Raw genomic sequence first — 22,566 nt, forward strand, 5'->3', positions numbered from 1 at the left:
GCCATCCTCCTACCATCGGAGAATCGCTGCTCTGTTTTTTGGCTTGCGGGCCATCTAGCCGCTTTCTGCCTGACATATACCCTCAACAATGCTTATTCCGGAACTGCAAACGGCGGCACCCGCCGTCCGTCGACGTCGGTGAATCCGTACAACTCGGCGAGCTTGCCGACCTGCTGCGGAATCCCCGTGAGCCGCATGATCTCCGGATCGGCGGCCAGCGCCGCAACCGCCCGTCCGATGTAGAACGTGGATTCGGAGGATGACAGCTCGGCGACTCCCTTCCAATGAACCTCGTCCGTATTGAGGCTTTCCAGCACCAGCTCGGTACGCATCCAGCCCGGAGAAACCGGAATGACGGCGATGCCATCCGCGGCCAGCTCCCGGGATAAGCCGTACGCCATGCGGACCAGCGCATTTTTGGAGAGATCATAATAGAAGTTGCCAAGGTATTTATAATCTTCCCAGTATGTCGTGTGGACGATCAGCTTCCCGGCCGTCCCGCCGCTGCGCATAAGCGGAATGGCGTACCGGTTGGTCATCAGCTGCGCCCGGACGCCGGCGGTAAACATGTTGTCCCAATGTCCGGCGGGCTGCTCCCACATCGGCCGCAGATCAATGGGCAGCTGGTTGCCGCCCCAGGCATTGTTGACGAGCAGATCCAGCCGTCCCTGCTCCTCGCCAATGCGGCGGATCGCTGCGGCTGTATCAGCGTCAACCGTGTGGTCGCAGACGATTGCGGCACCCTCCCCGCCCAGCTGCTTCATCTCGGCGATTACAGCCTCCACCGTCTCTTTGCGCGCGCGATCCGGCGAAGCTTCGCTGCTGCGGCCGGTGACATATACATATGCTCCCGCCTTGGCCAGCTCAAGCGCAATCCCCCGCCCTGCCCCGCGGCTTGCGCCGGTAACCAGCGCGACTGTTCCATGCAATGATTTCATCCCAGCCCTCATCCCTTCGTCACTGAATCAGCCTTAGCTTACGCTCCGGCTGTGTACCTTATCAGTGTATCGATTATATAAGACAACAAGTGTCATATATGTATGATAAACTTATTCTTGATCGTAAAGCCGGCTGTGCGGTATCCATCTACCGGCCAGTGGAAGAAAGGGGATTTCTATGAGAGCGGACCGGCTGTTATCGGTTCTGTTATTGCTGCAAAACCAGGGGAAAATGAGTACGCGCCAACTTGCCCGGGAGCTTGAGGTATCGGAGCGCACCGTCACCCGTGACCTGGAGGCGCTTAGCGCGGCGGGCATACCCGTCTATGCCGAGCGCGGCCGCGAGGGCGGTTGGAGACTGACGGAAGGTTACCGGACGTCATTGAACGGGATGAAGCCGCGCGAGATTGCTTCACTGCTGCTGGCCGCCGACCGCTCGGTGCTTGAAGCGCTCGGGGCCTCCGAGGATTTCTCCGCCGCCGCGCTGAAGCTGGGGGCCTCCAGCGCGGCGCGGTCAAATACAGTTGGAGGCCTTCCTTCTCTCTCCGACCGCATTTATATCGACGGTACCGGCTGGCATCCGTCCGGCGAAACCTGCCCTTGGCTCGGGCTTCTGCAGCAGGCGGTCTGGGAAGAACGTTTGGCCGAAATTACTTACGGCCAAGGTGCATCCACACGCCAGCGGATCATCGCCCCGCTCGGCTTGGTCGTTAAGCGCGGGGTATGGTATGTCGTCGCGTTAACCGAAGGCAGTCTGCGCACCTACCGTGTTTCACGGATCGCGGAAGCGGGTCTGCGGGAAGAGCATTTTCGCCGCCCGGCCGATTTCGCGCTGATTCCGTATTGGGAGCAGTCTACGGCTGAATTCAAAAGCTCTCTGCCCCGTTACCCTGCCGTACTGCTGGTCAAGGATACCGCTTTGGAGCTGCTCGAACAGGAGCGTTACGTCCGATTGGTGGAGGTGCGGACGGCCGAATCGCCCGGCTGGCGCGTGGCCGAGGCCGAATTTCATACACTCGATTCCGCCTGCCGGATCATTCTTTCCTTCGGAAGCAGCCTGAAGGCGGTCTCTCCGCCCGAGCTGGTGCAGCAGCTTGTCCGGGAACTGGAGGAGACGGCGGCACTATATGAAGAAATCCGCAACACTAAACCCGAATAAGTCATAAAGTTATCTTTTATGTTAGTAATTACAATAGACCGCATCCGTCATCATCGCCTATAATATGACAGTAGACTATCTTTTTTTCTAGGGGGAACTTGCAATATGGACTGGATGAACAAGCTTCCATTAAAGCAAAGAATCGTGGTCGGATGTTATCTTATCGCGGCATTGTTCGGTATCCCGGTGCTGATCACGATGCTGGTGCTCGGCAAAATCGTCGTCGGCCTGATCCTCGTCGTCGTGCTTGGCGCGCTGACCTACCCGCTTTCGCGGGTTGTTGAGAGAACGCTTACATCGTCGTTTGACGAATTCGCCAACGTGACGCATACGATTGCCAAAGGCGACTTCACCACCCGCGCGGATGAAAACAGCTCCATGGGCGATGTCAGCCGGTCTTTCAACAGCATGATCGACAAGCTGAAGAAGATTCTGACCGAAGCGTCGCAGATTACCCGCCAGGTCATGGACGCAAGCCGGGGAATTGAAGACAAAAACCAGAATTTGAAGATCGTTATGTCGCAGGTGGCCTCCTCCTCCAATGAACTGGCGCTTGGGGCTAACGAAATTTCCGTCGATATCGCAGATATGACGGAGTCCATCAAGGCAATTGAAACGAAGGTCGCGAATTATACCCATTCGACCAAAGAGATGAATCAACGATCCATACATACGCTTGAGTTGGTTGAGCAAGGACGGGTGTCCGTCGATACGCAAGCGGAGGGCATGCGCAAAAACATCCAGGCAACGCAGAAAGTGGCCGACACGATCGAAGCCTTGTCGCAGAATGCCCGCGGCATCACGATGATCGCCAAGACGATTACCGAAATCGCCGAACAGACGAATCTGCTCTCGCTGAACGCATCCATCGAAGCGGCGCGGGCCGGAGAACACGGCCGGGGGTTTGCCGTCGTCGCACAGGAAGTCCGGAAGCTGGCCGAGGAATCCACTACCTCCACCAAGGAAGTATTTGGGCTGGTGCGCAGCATTGAAGCCGACATCAAACAAGCCGTCGCCAATATCGCCATCAACGAAGAAGTCGTACAGGTGCAAAACGAGCTGATTGTCGAAACCGCAAATATCTTCAATCAAATCGTGCAAAGCGTGCAGTTCATTTCCGAGCAGATCGCCGCATTCTCCGCAGAAAGCGATTTGATGCTCGAAAGCGCGCAAAAGATCTCCGGAGCCATCGAGAACATTTCGGCGATCACCCAGCAAACGGCCGCCGGTACCGAAGAGGTATCCGCTGCTATGAACGAGCAGATCACTGCGCTGCAATCGGTCGCCGAAGAAACCGAAAAGATGACGAACGCCGTATTCCAGCTGCAAAAAACGATTCACTTCTTCAAGTTCTGATTTCACCGTTCCGCGAAATGGCAAGGGGTCTTCCTGCACAGCGCAATGCTGGCAGGAAGACCCCTTCGTTGTGGTTGCGGTTATTATGATGATTGTGGTTATGATTCTCGTAAGGCCGATCATGCTCATTCCAATTTCCGTTCAGGCAAAATCGCCCATCGTCCGCGATACGGCATCCTGCCAGACGCGGTACCGCCGTTCGCGCTCCGCTTCCTCCATCGCCGGAGCGAACACCCGCTCCGCCGGGTTGAACCGGCTGAGCGCCTCGCGGCTCCAGACGCCGGAGGTCAGGCCGGCGAGCAAGGCCGCGCCCAGCGCCGTCGTCTCGGCGTTGGCGGTCCGCGTCACCTCGCTGCCGAGGATGTCGCTCTGGAACTGCATGAGCAGGTCGTTGCGCACCGCACCTCCGTCCACCCGCAGTTCCTTCAGCGCCATTCCGGCATCCTTCTCCATTGCGCCAATTACATCGCGCGACTGGAAGGCGAGCGCCTCCAGCGTGGCCCGCACGATGTGGGCGGCGCTCGTACCCCGCGTCAGCCCAAAAACGGCGCCTCTGGCGTACATGTCCCAATACGGAGCGCCTAGACCGGTAAAGGCCGGAACGACAACGACGCCTTCGCTGTCCTCCACCTCGCGGGCCTTCGCCTCGGCTTCGTCCGGGCTGCCGATCAGCCCGAGGCCCTCTTGGAGCCACTGCACCGCGGCGCCGGCGACAAAAACGCTGCCCTCCAGCGCGTAATACAGCTCGTCGCCCATGCCCCAGGCGACAGTCGTCAGCAGGCCGTGACTGGAGGCCACAATGTCCGCGCCGGTATTCATCAGGATGAAGCAGCCGGTGCCGTACGTATTTTTGGCGCTGCCGGCTTCCAGGCAAGTGTGGCCGAACAGAGCCGCCTGCTGGTCACCCAGCACGGAGCGGATCGGCATCTCCGCACCGAACCATTTCTCCTGCACCGTGCCGAAGTCGCCGCCGGACATGCGCACCTCCGGCAGCAAATTCAGCGGCACCCGCAGCTTCCCGGCCAGCGTCTCGTCCCATTTCCGCTCGCGCAGGTTGTACAGCATCGTCCGCGAAGCGTTGGTGACATCGGTGGCATGCACCTTGCCTCCGGTCAGCTTCCAGATCAGCCAGCTGTCGATCGTTCCCGCCAGCAGCTCCCCCCGCTCCGCCCGTTCTCTCGCGCCGGGCACATGGTCCAGAATCCAGGCGAGCTTCGTTGCCGAGAAATACGCGTCGACGACCAGCCCGGTTCTCGCGGAAATTTCTGCCTCCAGTCCTTCCCGCTTCAGGCTTTCGCAGGAATCCGCCGTCCGGCGGTCCTGCCAGACGATCGCCGGATAAATCGGCTTGCCCGAGGTCCGCTCCCAGATCAGCGCCGTCTCGCGCTGGTTCGTGATGCCGACCGCGGTGATATCCTGTGCGGAGATGCCGCTTCCTGCGATCGCATCGCGCGCTGCCGCGAGCTGCCCCTCCCAGATTTGCTCAGGATCATGCTCCACCCAGCCCGGCCGTGGAAACGACTGCTTGACCTCGTATTGTCCTTGCGCCAGCGCCACGGCATCCGTATCGAATACGATTGCCCGCGAGCTGGTGGTACCCTGATCCAGTGACAGTATCATGAAAAGACCTCCTGAGGAACGATGTTCCACGATGAACAAGATTTTCCTTGCTGATTCAACAAAAAGCACCTCTGCGAGCAGAGGCGCCGTCAACCTTGGTTCCAATCTATTGTTTTTCGACAGGAAGCCGCAGCGTAAAGGCGGTTCCTTCGCCAACTTTACTGGTTGCGGAGATCAGGCCGCGGTGGGCCTCGACGATATTTTTAACGATCGCCAGCCCCAGACCCGTTCCCCCGGATTCGCCCCGCACCCGCGCTTTGTCCGCTTTATAAAAGCGCTCGAAGATAAACGGCAGGTCTTCCTCCGCAATGCCAACGCCCTCGTCTCGAATGACAATCTCCAGGTACCGGCGTCCCTCCAGGACAGTATGGCCGGCCGCAATCGCGATCGCTTTGCCGGCCGGCGTATGCCGGAACGCATTGTCTAGCAGGTTCGTCAGTACCTGCTCCAGCTTGTCTTCATCCGCGGCCTTCAGCAGAAGAATGCCGTCCGGCTTCTCCAGCGTCAGGCGAATGTCCCGTTCCTTCGCCCGGACCGAAAACTTGCGGAAGATCCGCTCCAGAAGTTCGCTCATATTGACTTCCGCTTTGGCCGTGTCCGTATAACCCGCTTCCATGCGTGCCAGGTCCAGGAGATCCTTGACCAGCCGCCCCATGCGCAGCGACTCGTCATAGATGACCTGCACCAGCTCGCTGCTCTCTTCCGGCGAAGTCGCCATGCCATCGAGCAGCGCTTCGCTGTAGCCCTGCATCATCGACAGCGGTGTGCGGATCTCATGCGAGACGTTGGCCACAAAGTCGGTCCGCATCTTCTCGAGCCGAACTTCCTCGGTCACGTCGCGCAGCACCGCCACCGCGCCGCGGATTTGATTCTCCACGTAGAGCGGGGCCATATGCACCGACCATGCTCCTTGCCGCACATGCACATTGGCGCGCTGGTCCCGGCCTTCGCTCAGCGTCTGCGCAAACAATGTGCGCAGCGGTGCGGGCACCGCCAAAGCAGCGGCCGCCAGCTTTGTCCCGGCTTCTTCGCCTTCTGCTTCCTCCCCGTCCAGACCTGCCCAGGCTTCCAGCAGATGCTGGCCGTGCGGATTGGTCAGGATGGCGTTGCCTTCCGTGTCGAAGGTAATGACAGAGTCGCTCATGCTGCGCAGCACGCTCGACAGATGAGCTTTTTCATGGTTGAGGCTGCGGATATTGGCTTCCAGCTCGGCGGCCATATGATTGAAGGAGGTAGCCAGCTGACCGATTTCATCGCTGGTCATCAGCTTCAGGCGGGTACCATACTCGCCCTTGCGGATGTTATTGGCCGCTTCAATGACCTGCTGCATCGGCTGAGTGATTTTTGTAAATAGGAACAGGGCAAAAAACGTCGTCAACGAAAAGCCGATCATGCAGGTATACAGAAACAAACGTTTGATCGCCCCGGAATTGGCGAAGTTGCTGTCGATGTAGGGCAGCAGGAAAAGCCCGAGCGTAATGAGCACGACAGCGACAAGGCAGATGATCGTGATCCACAGTTTGCCGACAAGGCTCCTCCAGAAGTTCACTTATTTCGGGACCTCAAGCTTATAGCCGACTCCCCAAACGGTGGTGATCATCGCTGCCGATTCCGGTGAAACTTTATTCAATTTTTCGCGAAGCCGCTTCACATGCGTATCGACGGTCCGCAGATCGCCGAAAAACTCGTAATTCCATACATCCTTCAGCAGTTCCTCGCGCGAGAACACCTTGTCCGGGGATACGGCCAAATAATGCAGCAGCTCGTACTCCTTCGGCGTCAGGCTGACCTCCTGGCCGCCGGCGGTGACGCGGTGGGCGTCATGCTCAATGACCAGGTGCGGAAATACGATATTGTTGCTCGAATTGATTTCTTTGGACAGGAACGCAGTCGCAGAGGACCGGCGCATGATCGCTTTCACCCGGTAGATGACCTCGCGCGGGCTGAACGGCTTGACGACATAATCGTCGGCGCCCATCTCGAAGCCCTGCACCCGGTTAATCTCCTCGCCTTTGGCGGTCAGCATGAGAACCGGTGTCGATTTCACGCCTCTCAGCCGCGTTAACACCTCGATCCCGTCAATCCCGGGCAGCATGACATCAAGCAGGATCAGCCCGTAATCGTTGGCCGTCGCTTTGCGCAGAGCAATCTCGCCGTCTTCGGCTTCGTCGATCTCGTAGCCTTCTTTTTCAAGATACATTTTGAGCAGGCGGCGGATGCGCTCCTCGTCATCCACCACCAGAATTCTGTTCAAATGCTCTGCCATCTCACAACAACCCCTTCATCAAATACACTAGAACATTACCCTATTTCATGACCTGCATTACCATTAATGTGATCTTTAGTCCGTACCGGCATACGAATGGAGTCCGGCGATGACCAGATTAACGCCAACCAGGGTGAACATTACAACCAAAAAGCCGAGTACGGCCAGCCATGCCGATTTGCGTCCCTGCCAGCCGCGGGCCAGCCGGAGATGCAGATAAGCACTGTAAAACAACCAGGTGACGAGGGCCCAGACTTCCTTCGGATCCCAGCCCCAGAACCGGCCCCAGGCGATCTGCGCCCAGATCATCGCAAATATCAGCGCGCCGAGGGTAAAGATCGGAAATCCGATCGCAATCGCCCGGTACGTAATTTCGTCGAGATCCTGTTCGTCGATGCCGTCGAGCACTGGATGGAGCGCGCGTCCCAGCGGTTTGCGGGTGATTAGTCGTAAAAGCCCATAGAGAAAGAGGCCCGAAATCAGCGACCAGAGCACGGTGTTGAACTTGCGCCCGGCGCTCTCGCCGTTCATCCACGAAGGGGCTTCAAAAAGCGGTTGATCCAGCCCTAAAAACGGCTGAAAGCGCTCAATATCGCTCTGGTAGGGTGCGACAATTGGGGGCAATTTATAACTCACTCTCTCTATTGTACTATCATCCTGCCCGGGGCTGTCAATCGTAACGTTCGAAGAGACAAAAACAGATTCATATCCACCCGCCCGGAATGCGAACACCGAACCGAGAAATCCGATGATAACCAGGATGGTGAACAGCGTAAATTCAACAAGCCGCTGCTGCCGGCGATTACCTGTCTTCGGATTAAAGTCCACAGTCCGCAGCAGATACATCAATCCGGCGGCAAAGCCGATCGCGAAAAAGGATTCGCCCAGCGCGGCCAGTGTCACGTGAATGTTGAGATAAATGGACTGCAGCGAAGGGATCAGCGGCTGTACCTCCTGGGGAAATACCGCCGCGTACGCCATAATGATAATTGAGACTGGAACGGCAAACATGCCCAGGATGATTTTGCGGTACAAGATGAAAATCACGGTAAAGGCAACCATCACCATCATCGATAAAAAGGTCATGAATTCATACATATTGCTGACCGGGATATGCCCCGCCCCGATCCAGCGGGTAACGAAATAGGCCAGGTGGCACAACAAGCCGAGCGATGAAGCGATGAAGGCAATCCGCCCGAAGCGGGCACTGTGTTCTTCCGGCTTGCGGCCGGACCACTTCCGCCCCATGATGGCGATCGTATACAACATGAACGAGCCGCTGTATAAGAAAAATGCGGCAATGAAGACATTACTGCTGAATGTAAGCATCATGATTGGCCTCCCCCGCCACCCAATGATTTGTCATCGACGTTCAGGTCCATCTTGCCCAGCAGCTGCACAATCTCGCGCCGGAAACCGAACCAGTTTTTGTTCGTGTGCCCGCCGAGCACAAGCTCGCCTTGATCCACCGTCAGCCAGATGCGGCGATGCTGCCAGTAGAATCCGAGCACCAGCCCCAGCATCACGATGCCTGCCCCGATCCAGACAAAGGGCATTGCCCGGTCGACCCGGATATTGAGATAGGAAGTGGACTCGGCAAAATCGACATCCGCCATGTCCGTCACGTCCAGCTCCAAAAAGCGTTCGGCGCCGGCCAGTTTGTCATTGATCGCCTGCTGCTGAAACTGCTCCTGGTCCACCTGCTTCGGAAAATAGAAATATTGCTGTCCTTCGGCCGGAAGCCGCGGCCCTTTGATTACAAACAGAAAAGCCGGCGCGTTCGGATTCGGCGATTTGGAGACCGGTTTGCCCTCGTCGTCCAGGCCGAAATCCATGTATTTTTCCTTCAGTTCCAGCGTATAGGGGCCTACTTGGTACGTGCGCTGCGAATTTTTCATCTCCAGCTTGAACTTCCCGTAGGACTCTCCCGTCTGCGAATCCACCAGCTGCGGCTGCACGGAGCGGAGGATCGGCGTCAGGTTATAGTCAAACTGATACGCTTTCATTCCGTTGTAGCTTAACGGCGAATTCACCTTGATGTCGTGGCGCGCCACTTCGGTAAGCTGCGGCTCCTTGGCCGGATTCCCGCAATCCGCCGTACATTCGTACAGCACCGCCGCCGTTTCGAACAGCTTCGGCAGCACCTTTTTGCCGCGGAATTCTTCGGGCATCTCTGCATCGGTGTAAAACTCTACGGTAAATTTTTCATTGCTCAAATAATAGCTTGTTTCCGGAATTTTGGTTGGTTCTCCTTGGGGAAAAGCGAGATGCTGGTCCATATACAGTCCCGGCAGCCCTCTCGCCAGCACGGCGAGCAGAAACACGATCAGGCCGATATGTATGACATATGGTCCCCAGCGGCTGAAACGGTGCTTCTCGGCAAGAAGCGAATCCCCGTCTGTCTTAACGTTATAGCGTTTGCGCCGGAGCGTGTCGGCCATGGAGGATACCCAGGCTGCGGGCTCGGCATCCAGCGGGGTGACCAGCGTCACCTTCTGCCGGGTCAAAAACTGACGGTGCTTGCGGATCTTCTGGCGGGTAAGCGCCTTATAAAGCGGGAGCACGCGGTCCAGGCTGCAAATGACCAGCGATGCGCCGATCATCACCAGCAGCGTGACGAACCACCAGGAAGAATACGTATGCGAAAGGCCGAGTTTATAATAGATATCACCGGCGGTTCCGTACGTTTCTTTATAATAGGTGGAAGCATCAATGTTCAGAAAAGTGCTTTCCTGAGGAAAAACCGTCCCCAGCGTCGAACCCAGCAGCGTCAGCACGATCAGGTAAATCGCGATTTTGACCGAAGAGAAAAAGTTCCACACCCGGTCGATGATGCCCGGATTTACCCGCTGTGAGCGGCGGGCCACGCCGTCATAACGCATTTCCAGATCGCCTTCGAGCCGTTCGTCAAGCGGTTTGCCGCAGGCCTCGCACAGCACGGTGCCGACGGGATTCTGATGTCCGCATTCGCATTTCGTGTTGGTGATCAACGGCTGCTTCATTTCGCCACCAGCTTTCCGATTTGCCCTTCAAGCGAGCTAAGATCAAGCTGTCCGATATGAATGCTGTCCACTTTCCCTTTCGCATTGATAAAAAAAGTGGTCGGAAGCGGAGATACGCCATAGCTGCGTACCGCGTCGCGCCCGGTATCCATGACCACCGGAAAGTCGATGTCGACCTGCTTGACGAAATTCTCCACCGTCATCCGGTCTTCCCCGACGTTGACGCCCAGCACGACTACGCCTTGTTCCTTCCACTTCTGCCACTGTTTTTGCAGAGCAGGCATTTCTTTGACGCAGGGCGCGCACCAGGAGCCCCAAAAATTGAGCACCACGGCTTTGCCCTTGTATTCCTTTAATGAATGGGTCTGGCCATCCAGACCAAGCAGCTCGAAATCGGGCGCTTTGCTGCCTTCCTTGAGACTTCCGTCTCCGCCCATCACCGAGGAAGCAATCGCATATCCACCAAATAAAACAATCAGGAACAGAATCACGATTTGAATCGGCTTTCTCGCTTTGCCCACACGCGAAGCCCCCTTCTGTGACGCAACTCATTACGATAGTTGTTAAGTGTGAACATCCTATGAACATTATAACGAATATTGTCACAGTTTTAGGAGGGGGCAATTGTGAACTTTATGTGTCCTTACGCAGCGGATTGTTTTTGAGCATTCCCGCTTTCGCGATCTGCCGCAGATGATTGATCTCATCTTTGGTCAAATGGCGGTACGTGCCGCGCTTCAAATTTTGCAAAAGAATATCCCCGAAGGAAATCCGCTTCAGCCGGATGACCGGATGGGAGATTGCGTCAAACATGCGGCGCACCTGGCGGTTACGGCCTTCATGGATCGTGATGCTGATGACCGACTGCTTGTTGTCCTCATCAATATCCTTGTACTCGACCTCGGCGGGCGCGGTCATGCCGTCCTCCAGCTTGACGCCGGCCTTCAGCTTGTCCAGCGCCGTACCATGCGGCACGCCTTTCACCGTGGCAAGGTACGTTTTGGGAACGTGATGCTTCGGATGGGTCAGCAGATTGGCGAACTCCCCATCGTTGGTCAGGAGCAGCAAACCTTCCGTATCGTAATCCAGCCGGCCGATCGGGTATACCCGTTCTTTGATGCCCTTCAAGTAATCGGTTACGATTTTCCGCCCATGCGGGTCGGAAGCGCTCGTAATGACGCCTTTGGGTTTGTTGAACATAATATAGATTTTATTCTCGCCCCGGATCGGCTTGCCGGAGACTTTAATGATATCCTGCTCGGGGTCCGCTTTTGTGCCCATCTCGGTTACGATCTCACCGTTAACCTCCACTTTGCCCGCCAGAATGAGTTCTTCGCATTTCCGTCTTGACGCTACGCCTGCCTGCGCCAAAATTTTTTGTAATCTTTCCATTTTCGACAGTCACCTCAGGTTAATGATACCCACCCGAAGGATAAATCACAAGCTCATTCCAAGGAAAAAAAGACCCCGGGCATGATTCGCCGTGCGGTTCCACCAGCAGCGGGGCGATGCGAAAGCGCTTCGACAGCTCGACCACGAGCTTGGAAGCGGCGAACAGCTGCTTGCGACGCGCATCCGGCGGCGGCAGGGCAGCCTCCGCCCCGTAATCGCCCTCCAGACAAATATGAATATAATCCGGGTCGGTCAGCAGCGGTGCCGCGACAATCTCCCCGTTCAAATCTACCCAAAAATCGAACCCTTTGCCGTTAATCGAGGAACAGCGCGAATGATGCACAATAAATCCTTTATACTCCAATCCGTACCGGCCTCCTTCCGTGATGCTGGGATAGCATATGAAGCGGAGGAACCCGGGGTGACGGCCCGGATTTGAATTGTTTGCAGGCGGAGAGGCAGGTACGGCAGCGGTGAAGGGACTAAGAGGGCCTGGGCAGCCTGGTTAGCTGAGAGATGTGCCGGGCGGGGAGCCTGGGGGAACTGAAGAAACGGGTCGGGTGAGAGCCTGGACGTGCGGGGTGATAAGCCGGACGTAGAGCCTGGGCGGATCAAGAGCCTTCTAACGGGGTCGGCAGGTTAAATCCGAGTGTTAACATTTGTGCGTTCTATCGGGCTTCATTGCATTTTGTGCAACGGATTCGCTCCAAAGCGGGCCCTTTATTCAGCTGCGTTGTATTCTGTACAACGAAAATTCGAAAATCAGGCCATATTTGATGTTTTGGCGGAATTCCATTGCACGAAATACAACGAAGACATATTTTGGCCGTTTTTTCGCCGTTTCCATTGTACAAGGTGCAGGGCAGGGCATTTTGATTGCAGATACATCGGCTAGAGCGGATATGGCTGGCATGGCTGGTATAGCTGATAGCGGAAGTAGCGGATGTATCAGTTAGCTGGAATAGAGGAAGTAGCGGATGAATGGCACACCTACACCGGTTTGGGTTGCACCGTTGATAAGTGACCGGTCAAAATGGGTCAGCACGCTCTGCCCTCCTTCATCCAAACGCAATGAGACAGATGACGATCGCCGCAACAAACCCGACAATATCGGAAAAGAGGCCCACCTTGAGCGCATACCGGCCATTGCGGATGCCGACGGCGCCAAAATAGACGGTCAGTACGTACAGCGTCGTGTCGGTGCTGCCTTGTATGGTGGAGGCAATCAACCCGATCAGCGAGTCCGGTCCATGGACGCGGATCAGATCGGTGGTATAAGCGAGCGAGCCGGTGCCGGTGAGCGGGCGCAGCAGGCCCAGCGGCAGCACCTCGGCCGGCACGTTAAGGCTCTTCAGCGCCGGTGCGATAAAGCCCATCAGGAAATCAAGCGCGCCGGACGCACGGAATACGCTGATGGCCACGAGCATGCCCACCAGATGAGGGATAATCGAGATCGCCGTACCGAAACCGTCCTTGGCCCCCTCGACAAAGGACTCATAGACCGGCACTTTACGCGAATAAGCGTACAGCGGAATAAAGGTAACCATGACCGGGATCGCCCAGGCCGAGATCAGGCTGATCAGCTCAAGCATCGGACTCATCCTCTCCTCCAAAATAAAGGGGCACCCGCCACAACAGGTGCCCTTATTGCCCTTAAGCCGCCCGGTCTGCGCCTTGCGGCGGCCCTGCCGCCGGGGGCTTCGGCGGCCGGTGCCGCAAGGCGAAACGGCGGCACAGCCGGTCGGCCAAGATGGCCGCGCACGTCGCCACCGCAGTCGCCGCCAGCGTCGTGCCGACAATGCCGGCCGGATTCGCCGATCCGTAATTCAGCCGGATCGCGATCAGCGTGGCCGGAATCAGCGTAATGCTGGCGGTATTCAGCGCCAGCAGCGTGCACATCGCCGGCGTTGCCGTCTCCTTGTCAGGATTGAGCGTCTGCAGCTCCTGCATCGCCTTGATTCCCATCGGCGTCGCGGCATTGCCGAGACCGAGTAGGTTGGCGCTCATATTGGACAGAATGTAACCGATGGCCGGGTGGCCCTTCGGCACGTCCGGGAACAGGAAAGCAACAACCGGCCCAAGCAGTTTGGCGATTTTACGCAGCAAACCGGCATCTTCAGCGACCCGCATCAGCCCCAGCCAAAAGACGAGCACGCTGATCAGGCCAAAACTGACCGTCACCCCGCTTTTGGCCCCGTCGAACAGCGCGGCGGTAAAGGCATCCATTCTCCCGTTGACGGCGGCGAAGACAAAGCCGATCACGATCATGCCAAGCCATATCACATTGATCATCGTCCGCCCTCCTCTCTTTTAGGAACCGACGTGAAACAGCGCCTTAAACGTGCTGCCCAGCGCCTCCAGCCAGTTATCGGCTGAATAAGCCTCTGCGCTCGCCGGCTCGTTCCGCTTCGGTGCAACCAGCGGCGGTAGCTGATCCCGTGCGTAAAGCGGAACCCGGCCGATATCCTTGCCGCCCAGCTGGATCACCAGCATCCCCTTCAGCCCGAAGCTTGTATCGGCGGCACGGGAGGCGTTCGCTTCCTGCAGCACCATCCGGGTCACGATCCGGTCTTCCTCGCCTTGCCCCAGCGGATAAGCGAGCGTCTTGCCGGCCGCGAGATCGTAGCCGCTGACCCCCTCTCCGCGTTCCACCAGCGTTTTGAGCGGATAATGGTTAAATCCGAAATCAAGCAGAGACATATGGTCGTTCCAGTCGTTGCCGTCGTTGATCGTCACCGCCACGAGCTGCTGCCCGCCGCGGGTGGCCGAGCTGACGAGGCAGCGCAGCGCTTTTTTCGTATATCCGGTTTTGACCCCGTCTGCGCCTTCGTACAGCCGCAGCATTTTATTTTTGTTGCTCCATTTGTAATCCCAGGCTTCGTTCGGATTGTCCGCCGTCTTCTCTTTCGTCTTCACGATTTCGGCAAACACGGGATTATGCAGCGCATAGGCGGTCAACACCGCCAGATCGTTGGCGCTGGAATAGTGCCCTTCTGCATCCAGCCCATGCGGGTTGGCAAAATGCGTATGCTTCAGGTTCAGCTCCTCCGCCTTGGCGTTCATCAAGTGCACGAATCCTTCTTCCGACCCGCCGACATGCTCGGCAATGGCCGTTGCCGCATCGTTCCCGGAACGCAGCATCAGGCCGTACAGCATGTTCTCGAGGGTCATCTCTTCGCCTTGCTTTAAATAGAGGGAAGAGCCTTCTTTTCCGGAGGCGTTTTTGCTGACTTTAACCATCGAGGAGAGATCGCTGTTTTCGATGGCAACAATCGCCGTCATGATTTTGGTCAGGCTGGCGATGAGCATCGGCTCGTCTCCCCTGCTGCTGTACAGGATACGTCCCGACGTCACGTCGATCAGGGCTGCGGCCCGGGCATTCGTGGAGACCGTGCGGTTCTCCGCCCGCAGCGGAGAGAGCGGAACAAGCGCCATAAGCAGTGTGAACAGCGCGAATGCGGACAGCATTTTTCTCGATATTCTCTTCATGTTCATCCTCCGGCTTATCCTTGATGGTACAAGTGTATGCATGTCTTCCTGCAGGTATGTCCGCTTATCGTATCCCGGCAAACATAGGAACGGCACCTCATAAAAAAAGGACGACGCCTTTTGGCGTCATCCTGAGGTACATCGCTTCTGCTTTTAAATACTCGGGAAAACCTCGCGTTTGTCCTCATGCCCATGCGTATGCACGATTTCTGCGCCGACCGGTTCGCCGCCCTGGAACATTCCTTGGATTTTGTCGATAAGCGTTGGGGTAGCGTCGATGAGTTTTTCGAAAATATGGGTTTGATTGTCCAAAGGTACGATGTTTACGCCTTCCTTACCCACGACCAGAAACGCGATCGGGCGGATGGATACGCCGCCGCCGCTGCCGCCGCCGAACGGGAGCAGCTTGACCCCGCCGGAACCGTTCACACTTGGCGAATCATCTTCTACGCGGTAGTCGCTCCCCCCGGCTGCAAAACCGAAGGCGACCTTGCTGATCGGGAGAATGACGCTTCCGTCCGGCGTATTGACAGGATCACCAACGATGGTGTTGACGTCTACCATGCCTTTGATATTTTCCATTGCGGTCTGCATTAGCCCTTGAATGGGATGATCACTCATGATTAATCCTCCTATTTGTCCTGGATGTTCTTCACGCTGTCAGTATTATGCGCAACCGCAGGAAAGAGTATGTATCGGTTGGCCGAAGGGGCAGGGAGCAGGAGCAGGATGTTTGACGGCGGCGCCCGGCGTATCCGATTTAATGGGGCGACCCGGCGGGGGAACGGCCTTGTGCCGGCCGTTTCAGCAGCCGCCTCCACGCGGCAAGCCCGCCCTTCACTGCCGTAATCCGCCGCAGCAGCGCAAGGCCGGAAAATGCGAGATAGCCGAACGAAAGCTTGCCCTCGCATTCCATCACCGTGGAGAAACGGAGCGCATCCTCGAAGACGGGCACGACAAACAACCGGGGCTTGATTTTCAATCGGACGAATTGCGAGCACCAACCGACAGCGGTGCATTTCACGGCCCAGAGCGCACCTGCTGCCGTCGCCGTCGATGCGGAGTCCCCCAGCGAAAAATCGGTCGACCAATCCAGCGTAGTGATATCGACATGGCCGAGTATGTTTCTGCTCCAGCGTTTGAGCCCACGAGTGGCTTTAAGCGCCTGTTTGACTTGATCCAGCCAATCCGATATCTTCTCTTTGTCAATCTGCAGTGCACTTTCGTTCTCTTTCTTGAGCGGTCCCTGTCCGCTCTCTTCCAGCTTGATCTTCATTCCTTTGACCATGCCCTCGAAAATGACTTTCGGCAGCTCGTAATGAAATTTGATCAGGCCATAAAGCGCCCGGATATCCAGCTCAATCCGGTCGTCCTTGCCGACCCGGCATAACCGGAAGTGAAAAGAGATGGATGAGGACAATGCCAGAATGATCGCTAGAACCAAGATAGAAAGTACGATCAGCACCACGATAAGCCATATCGCCACAGGTATACCTCCAAGCTGCCATCTAATCGGTATCTTGGGTTAGTATGGCATTAAGGCCGGGCAATCATTCGAGACAGCGGCGCCGATGTTCATGAAAATAAAAACCGCCGTCCGGATGACGGGCATCCGGCGGCGGTTATACGGTGTAATGAGTGCAGTTGTCAGGAATCCATATCTTCAAATGTCATCTGCTGGTCAAGCTTGCTGAAAAGCAGTTGGGTCTCCTCTTCCAGATTGTCGGTTAATTCGAAGTTGGCCGGCTCCGGAAGCTCCTTCAGGCTGGCCAGCCCGAAGCTGTCCAGAAACGACTTGGTCGTCCCGTACAAAATCGGCCGTCCGACAGCTTCCGCCCGGCCGACTTCCTGAATCAGGTCTTTGTTGCTGAGCGTATGTATCGCCCGTTCGGATTTCACGCCGCGGATCTCCTCGATCTCCACGCGGGTGATCGGCTGCCGGTAGGCAATGATTGCCAGCGTCTCCAGCGCAGCTTGGGATAAGGTTGAGCGGGAAGGCGAATAGGCGAGCCGTTCAAAATACGGCGCATGCTCCGGCAGCGTCGCGAGCCGGTAATTGCCGGCGATCTGCACGACCTGAAGGCCCCGCTCCTGCAGGCTGTAATCCTCCCGCAGCTCTTCAAGTGCACCTGCGGCAAGCTCTGGACGCTGCTCGGTAATCTCGGCGATTTGCCGGACCGACAAGCCCTCATCTCCCGATAGGAACAGCAGTCCCTCAATAACTGATTTCAGCGTTTTGTAATCCACTGAAGTCGTCTCCTCCTCTCCATTCCATCACGATGTCGTCAAACAGTTTCTCCTGGTAGCAGTAAATCGCCTTCATCTTCATCAACTCCAGAATGGCCAGGAAGGTGGCGACGATCTCATGGCGGGCCATTTCATCATGCAGCAGCGCCGAGAAGCGCAAACGTCCGCCCGCCCCCTTGCTCCGCAGGGCTTCCGAAACTTCGCGGATCCGGTCTTTGACGGAGATTTCGTCCCGGGTGATCCGCTGGTAGGACGACCGGCGGGCCGCTTTGCTAAGCGCCTTGCGGAAGGCGGCGATCAAGTCGGCGGTATGCAGCCCCTTAAGCGGATTCTCCAGCTGCGTCGGCACAAACGAACCGAGATCCTCCGGCTCTTTCGTAAAAATCAGGCTCCGTTCGCTTTCCATATCCATAAGCTGCACGGCAATGCTTTTGATTTTGCGGTATTCGATCAGTCGCTCCACCAGTTCGGCCCGCGGATCCAAATCCGTCTCGTCGTAATATTCGAAATCCTCGAACTCGATGACCGGCGGTTTGGGCAGCAGCATCTTGCTTTTAATGGATAAAAGCGTAGCGGCCATCACCAAAAATTCGCTGGTGATATCCAGCTCCAGCTCCTGCATGCTCTGCAAATAATCCATGTACTGCTCGGTGATCTCGCTGACCGGAATGTCCTGGATGTCGATTTCCGCCTTATCTATCAAATGCAAGAGCAGATCGAGCGGACCTTCGAACGTCTCCAGCTTGTACAATACCGTCACACGATTTCCTCCCGCTAAAAAAGTAAAGTGCAGCGCCGCAGAGGGCGCTACACAAGTAGAAAGGTTCTATCGTCCAGACTTTCTTCCCATACTAATAAATAAGCACGATTTCAGCCGGTTCGTCAAGAGGGGAGCTTATTTGAACTGTTTGTTCAGGTTCGCCATTTCAATGGCTGCAGTCGCCGCGTCCCAGCCTTTATTGCCGGCTTTCGTTCCGGAGCGCTCGATGGCTTGCTCGATGTTCTCGGTGGTCACCACGCCGAAAATCGTTGGAATGCCGGTCTTGAGGTTGATCGCCGCGACGCCTTTGGCCACTTCGTTGCACACATAATCATAATGCGTCGTCGATCCGCGAATAACGGTGCCAAGCGTGATGACGGCGTCGTATTTGCCGCTTTCGGCCATTTTTTGGGCAATCAGCGGAATTTCGAATACGCCGGGAACCCAGGCCACATCCACTTCATCGTCGGCCACGCCGTGACGCTTGAAGGCGTCGAGTGCCCCGGACAGCAGCTTGCTGGTAATAAACTCGTTGAAACGGCCTACGACAACCCCGTATTTTAACCCTTCGGATACTAAATGTCCTTCAAAATAGTTCGGCATTACATTCATCAACCTTTCATTAGTAAGTAGGATATATTAATTTTTCGAATCCTCGTTCTGCTCGATGTTGTCAAACGACAGCAGATGGCCTAGCTTCTCCTGCTTGGTGTGCAGGTATTTCGTATTATCCTTGTTCTCCGGCATCTGGATCGGCACGCGTTCCACGACTTCCAGTCCGTAGCCCTCAAGCCCTTTGATTTTGCGCGGATTGTTCGTCATCAGCTTGATTTTGCGGATGCCCAGATCCTTGAGGATTTGCGCGCCGATGCCGTAATCGCGAAGATCCGCCGGGAAGCCCAGCTTCAGGTTGGCGTCCACGGTATCCAGCCCTTCCTCCTGCAGCTTGTAAGCCCGCAGCTTGTTGATCAGCCCGATGCCCCGGCCTTCCTGGCGCATGTAGAGCAGCACGCCGCTGCCGGCCTCTTCGATCTGCCGCAGCGCCGCTTCAAACTGCGGGCCGCAATCGCAGCGGTGGGAATGGAACACGTCGCCGGTCAGGCATTCGGAATGCACGCGGACGAGCACCGGCTCATCGCCGGAAATATCGCCTTTGACAAGCGCCACATGCTCCTTGTCGTCCACCTCGTTCGTGTAGGCAATGGTCTGGAACACGCCGAAATCAGTCGGCAGGTTCACCGATACCTCGCGGGTCACGAGATGTTCCTTTTCATTGCGGTAATGGATCAAGTCCTTGATGCTGATCAGCTTGAGATCATGTTTCTTAGCGATTTCGATCAGGTCCGGCAGGCGGGCCATTTCGCCGTCTTCCTTCACCACTTCGCAGATAACGCTGGCCGGATAGGCGCCGCACATGCGGGCCAGATCGACTGCCGCCTCCGTGTGGCCCGAGCGCCGCAAAACGCCGCCCTTTTTGGCGATCAGCGGAAACATATGCCCCGGTCTGCGGAAGTCGGAAGCCTTGGCGTCCGGGTCCATAATCGCTTTGATCGTCATCGAGCGTTCGCCGGCCGATATTCCGGTGGTGGTGTTGATATGGTCGATAGACACCGTAAAAGCTGTGCCGTGGTTGTCAGTGTTGTGAGTCACCATCGGCGAAAGATCCAGTTCTTCGGCACGTTCCTGCGTAATCGGCAGGCAGACGAGTCCGCGGCCTTCCTTGATCATGAAATTAATGACTTCCGGCGTCGCTTTCTCTGCGAGTGCGATAAAATCGCCTTCGTTCTCGCGGTCTTCGTCGTCAACGACAATAATGACTTTGCCGCGCATCAAATCGTAAATCGCGTCCTCAATGGGATCCAGCACGCGCCCTTGCTTCGCTTCCTCACTCATGGTTCGGTCCTCCCGATGCTTTTTATCTTACAAAAATCCGTTCGCCGCCAAAAATTCCGCACTGATCTTCGAATCATGCCCTTCAGCGTCGTTTCCCGGCTCTGCGCGGTAATGCAGTAAATGGTCTACATATTTGCCCAGGACGTCGCATTCGAGATTGACGGTATCGCCCGGACGTTTGAAGCCGAGAAGCGTCTCGCCGAGCGTGTGGGGGATGATCGAAACGGCAAAGCCCTCGCCTTCCGCCCAGGCCACCGTCAAGCTGATGCCGTCCACGGTAATCGAGCCTTTCGGAATAATGTATTTGAAGAGCGCCTTCTTCTCGGGCGCAATTTCGAATACCACCGCGTTCTGGTCGCGTTTGACGCTGCGGATCTGCCCGGTGCCGTCCACATGACCCTGTACGATATGCCCGCCAAACCGTCCGCCCGCCGCCATCGCCCGCTCCAGATTCAGTTTGCTCCCGGTACGCAAATCCTTAAGATTCGTATTGCGGTACGTCTGCGGCATTACATCGACCGTAAAATGCTGATTGCCGAGGGCGGTTGCCGTCAGGCACACCCCGTTCACGGCAACGCTGTCGCCGATTTTCAGATCATCCATAATCCGGGATGCGCCGATGTTCAGCTCCATCTTTTCGCCTCCGCCGGTCACCCCGCGCAGGACGCCAAGTTCCTCTATCAAGCCGGTGAACATATGATCCCTCCTTCTCCTTCGTGCTTACCGGACAGGCGTGCCGCTGATACACACATTATCCCCGAGCACTTCGACTTCCAATCCGTCGAGCACGATCGCCTCGCGCATCAGCTCCACACCGGGGAAATCGAAGGTCCCGGCCGCGGCCGCCCCGCCGCCGACGATTTTCGGAGCGAAGAAGAGCATGACTCTGTCCACCAGACCCAGTTCCAGCATCGCACCGTTCAGCGTACCGCCGCCTTCCAGCAGGATCGAGCCGATTTCCATCTCCCCGAGCGTCGCCATTGCCGCTTTCAGATCAACCCGCGGACCGCTGCCGCTGACAAGGACCTGGACGCCCGCTTCCAGCAGCGCCGCGCGTTTGGCCGGGTCGGCCGCCTCCGTCGTCACGATGATGGTAGGGGCAACTTTGTCCGTGACTACCGCCGCATCCAGCGGAGTGCGCAGCTTTGAATCAACGATAATCCGCACCGGATTCAGCCCTGGCACCTCCAGCCGTGTCGTAAGCGAAGGGTTGTCCGCAAGCACTGTACCCACGCCGACCATAATACCCTGATGGCGATGCCGCAGCGTGTGTACGATCTCCCGGGAAGCAGGATTCGAAATCCATTTGCTGTCCCCGGTTTTTGTGGCAATTTTGCCGTCCAGCGTGCTTGCGCTCTTCAAGGTGACAAAAGGCTGCTTAGTCAAAATATACTTGATGAATCTCTCGTTCAGCCGCAGCGCGCGGCCGCGCAGCAGTCCGACCTCCACCTCAATGCCGTGTTCGCGCAGCAGGGCGACGCCCCGGCCCGCCACTTGAGGATTCGGGTCTTCGCAGGCCACTACCACCCGGGAGACGCCTTCATCGATCAGCCGCTGGGCGCATGGCGGAGTTTTGCCAAAGTGGCTGCAAGGCTCCAGCGTAACATAAGCCGTACTGCCCTGGGCTTTGCCCGCCGCCATGTTCAGCGCATGTACCTCGGCATGGCCGCCGCCGCGCTGCAGGTGGGTTCCCAGTCCGATCATTACCCCGTCCTTGACGACGACGCAGCCAACCACCGGATTGATCCCCGTCTGGCCCTGCGCGCGTTCCGCCATGTCCAAGGCAAGCGACATGTAAAACTCATCATTCATTTTGTCCATAGAAGAACCTCCGATCTCTGGGCTGCAATGTAGAAACGCATGAAAAACAACAAAACCCGTCTTAGATCTCCAGGAGGAGTTCAAGACGGGTAAGAAAGAGATTATTCCGGCAGTTCAAAAAAATGATACGAAAAACCACGCCAAAAAGACGGCATGTGAAAGTTCGCACATAATCATGTAGAACACTGGATTCGGCCCTGTCCGCTAACAGCAGACCGCGCGCTCATCTCTCCTTCTTCCATCCAGACTATACTGTCGGTTCCGGATTTGCACCGGATCCACCGTTCATATGACTATGACACGGGTAGCGGACTTAGCCGACCTGACCGCCTTACAGCCGTCAAGCCTCATCACCGCCGGTAGGGAATCGCACCCTGCCCTGAAGGATAAATGCCTATTCAGTTAGATGTATAACCCGGCAATCTGCTAAAAATTCAGCAGGTCTAACCTAGCGGTAATATACCACCTTCACCCAAAAAACACAAGAGCTCCTTGCCGTACCTATAGTTCTGAGAACCACATTTAGGGATTTTAACCAAAATAAAGATTAACATCCGAGCAGAACAACGATAGGTATATAAAAAACAGCGGTTCTCCTGCTTAGGGGAACCGCTGTTTCGATT

At 56.5% G+C, this 22,566-nt stretch carries 22 protein-coding genes and 1 riboswitch; of the genes, 2 read left to right on the forward strand and 20 right to left on the reverse strand.

All coding sequences use genetic code 11. From position 1 onward, the window contains the following. Positions 1 to 92: 92 nt before the first annotated feature. Positions 93 to 938 carry an SDR family NAD(P)-dependent oxidoreductase gene (locus tag BMW84_RS08805; protein WP_091066765.1) on the reverse strand — a complete coding sequence of 282 codons (846 nt, stop codon included), beginning with the start codon at positions 936 to 938 and terminating at the stop codon, positions 93 to 95. A 178-nt stretch (positions 939 to 1,116) separates the two neighbouring features. On the opposite strand from BMW84_RS08805, the gene BMW84_RS08810 reads away from it, so the two are divergent. Together BMW84_RS08810 and BMW84_RS08815 are read left to right on the forward strand one after the other, a co-directional pair. Continuing rightward, on the forward strand, positions 1,117 to 2,097 hold the full coding sequence (locus BMW84_RS08810) for a helix-turn-helix transcriptional regulator (protein ID WP_091066767.1): 981 nt from the start codon (positions 1,117 to 1,119) through the stop codon (positions 2,095 to 2,097). 105 nt (positions 2,098 to 2,202) lie between these two features. Beyond that, positions 2,203 to 3,453: a methyl-accepting chemotaxis protein gene (locus tag BMW84_RS08815; RefSeq protein WP_091066769.1), complete on the forward strand. Its 1,251-nt coding sequence runs from the start codon at positions 2,203 to 2,205 to the stop codon at positions 3,451 to 3,453. A 141-nt stretch (positions 3,454 to 3,594) separates the two neighbouring features. On the opposite strand, the gene glpK is transcribed toward BMW84_RS08815, so the two are convergent. From glpK to ribD, 19 genes are all read right to left on the reverse strand, one after another. Further along, a complete protein-coding gene (gene glpK / locus BMW84_RS08820) occupies positions 3,595 to 5,073 on the reverse strand; it encodes a glycerol kinase GlpK (RefSeq protein ID WP_091066771.1) in 1,479 nt (492 codons plus the stop codon). Positions 5,074 to 5,179: 106 nt separating this feature from the next. After that, on the reverse strand, positions 5,180 to 6,622 hold the full coding sequence (locus tag BMW84_RS08825) for a HAMP domain-containing sensor histidine kinase (protein ID WP_091066774.1): 1,443 nt from the start codon (positions 6,620 to 6,622) through the stop codon (positions 5,180 to 5,182). Next, positions 6,623 to 7,339 (reverse strand): response regulator transcription factor, encoded by a 717-nt coding sequence (locus tag BMW84_RS08830; RefSeq protein ID WP_091066778.1) that lies wholly within the window; start codon positions 7,337 to 7,339, stop codon positions 6,623 to 6,625. Positions 7,340 to 7,414: 75 nt separating this feature from the next. Next, positions 7,415 to 8,674: a cytochrome c biogenesis protein CcsA gene (gene ccsA, locus BMW84_RS08835; RefSeq protein ID WP_175498768.1), complete on the reverse strand. Its 1,260-nt coding sequence runs from the start codon at positions 8,672 to 8,674 to the stop codon at positions 7,415 to 7,417. Then, positions 8,668 to 10,341: a cytochrome c biogenesis protein ResB gene (locus tag BMW84_RS08840; protein ID WP_254772900.1), complete on the reverse strand. Its 1,674-nt coding sequence runs from the start codon at positions 10,339 to 10,341 to the stop codon at positions 8,668 to 8,670. The genes ccsA and BMW84_RS08840 overlap by 7 nt, the downstream gene beginning before the upstream one ends. Further along, a complete protein-coding gene (resA, locus tag BMW84_RS08845) occupies positions 10,338 to 10,862 on the reverse strand; it encodes a thiol-disulfide oxidoreductase ResA (protein WP_091066782.1) in 525 nt (174 codons plus the stop codon). Before resA ends, BMW84_RS08840 begins: the two co-directional genes overlap by 4 nt. Positions 10,863 to 10,974: 112 nt before the next feature. Continuing rightward, positions 10,975 to 11,733, reverse strand: coding sequence for a pseudouridine synthase (locus BMW84_RS08850; protein ID WP_091066785.1), 759 nt, complete (start codon positions 11,731 to 11,733; stop codon positions 10,975 to 10,977). Positions 11,734 to 11,752: 19 nt separating this feature from the next. Next, positions 11,753 to 12,097 (reverse strand): peptidoglycan recognition protein family protein, encoded by a 345-nt coding sequence (locus BMW84_RS08855; protein WP_091066786.1) that lies wholly within the window; start codon positions 12,095 to 12,097, stop codon positions 11,753 to 11,755. A gap of 694 nt (positions 12,098 to 12,791) precedes the next feature. After that, the gene (locus BMW84_RS08860) at positions 12,792 to 13,325 is read right to left on the reverse strand and encodes a spore maturation protein (RefSeq protein WP_091066789.1); all 534 of its coding nucleotides are present in this window, start codon (positions 13,323 to 13,325) and stop codon (positions 12,792 to 12,794) included. Between the two features lie 61 nt (positions 13,326 to 13,386). Then, complete coding sequence (locus BMW84_RS08865) at positions 13,387 to 14,025, reverse strand: nucleoside recognition domain-containing protein (RefSeq protein WP_091066792.1); 639 nt, start codon at positions 14,023 to 14,025, stop codon at positions 13,387 to 13,389. A gap of 18 nt (positions 14,026 to 14,043) precedes the next feature. After that, positions 14,044 to 15,222 (reverse strand): D-alanyl-D-alanine carboxypeptidase family protein, encoded by a 1,179-nt coding sequence (locus tag BMW84_RS08870; protein WP_254772901.1) that lies wholly within the window; start codon positions 15,220 to 15,222, stop codon positions 14,044 to 14,046. 153 nt (positions 15,223 to 15,375) lie between these two features. After that, on the reverse strand, positions 15,376 to 15,843 hold the full coding sequence (gene ytfJ, locus BMW84_RS08875) for a GerW family sporulation protein (protein ID WP_091066797.1): 468 nt from the start codon (positions 15,841 to 15,843) through the stop codon (positions 15,376 to 15,378). A gap of 139 nt (positions 15,844 to 15,982) precedes the next feature. Continuing rightward, the gene (locus BMW84_RS08880) at positions 15,983 to 16,708 is read right to left on the reverse strand and encodes a DUF2953 domain-containing protein (RefSeq protein WP_091066801.1); all 726 of its coding nucleotides are present in this window, start codon (positions 16,706 to 16,708) and stop codon (positions 15,983 to 15,985) included. Between the two features lie 161 nt (positions 16,709 to 16,869). After that, a complete protein-coding gene (gene scpB / locus BMW84_RS08885) occupies positions 16,870 to 17,469 on the reverse strand; it encodes an SMC-Scp complex subunit ScpB (protein ID WP_091066803.1) in 600 nt (199 codons plus the stop codon). Next, positions 17,438 to 18,229, reverse strand: coding sequence for a segregation and condensation protein A (locus tag BMW84_RS08890; protein WP_091066806.1), 792 nt, complete (start codon positions 18,227 to 18,229; stop codon positions 17,438 to 17,440). The genes scpB and BMW84_RS08890 overlap by 32 nt, the downstream gene beginning before the upstream one ends. A 135-nt stretch (positions 18,230 to 18,364) precedes the next feature. After that, positions 18,365 to 18,832, reverse strand: a complete 468-nt coding sequence (ribE, locus tag BMW84_RS08895; RefSeq protein WP_091066808.1) for a 6,7-dimethyl-8-ribityllumazine synthase — start codon at positions 18,830 to 18,832, stop codon at positions 18,365 to 18,367. A gap of 36 nt (positions 18,833 to 18,868) precedes the next feature. Next, positions 18,869 to 20,122 carry a bifunctional 3,4-dihydroxy-2-butanone-4-phosphate synthase/GTP cyclohydrolase II gene (locus BMW84_RS08900; RefSeq protein WP_091066810.1) on the reverse strand — a complete coding sequence of 418 codons (1,254 nt, stop codon included), beginning with the start codon at positions 20,120 to 20,122 and terminating at the stop codon, positions 18,869 to 18,871. 27 nt (positions 20,123 to 20,149) lie between these two features. After that, a complete protein-coding gene (gene ribE / locus BMW84_RS08905) occupies positions 20,150 to 20,818 on the reverse strand; it encodes a riboflavin synthase (protein WP_091066813.1) in 669 nt (222 codons plus the stop codon). 24 nt (positions 20,819 to 20,842) lie between these two features. Continuing rightward, positions 20,843 to 21,943: a bifunctional diaminohydroxyphosphoribosylaminopyrimidine deaminase/5-amino-6-(5-phosphoribosylamino)uracil reductase RibD gene (gene ribD, locus BMW84_RS08910; protein WP_091066816.1), complete on the reverse strand. Its 1,101-nt coding sequence runs from the start codon at positions 21,941 to 21,943 to the stop codon at positions 20,843 to 20,845. Between the two features lie 226 nt (positions 21,944 to 22,169). Further along, a riboswitch (FMN riboswitch) is annotated at positions 22,170 to 22,334 on the reverse strand. Positions 22,335 to 22,566: the final 232 nt, after the last annotated feature.

The organism is Paenibacillus sp. NFR01 (genome assembly GCF_900111565.1).
Classification (GTDB): domain Bacteria; phylum Bacillota; class Bacilli; order Paenibacillales; family Paenibacillaceae; genus Paenibacillus_AQ.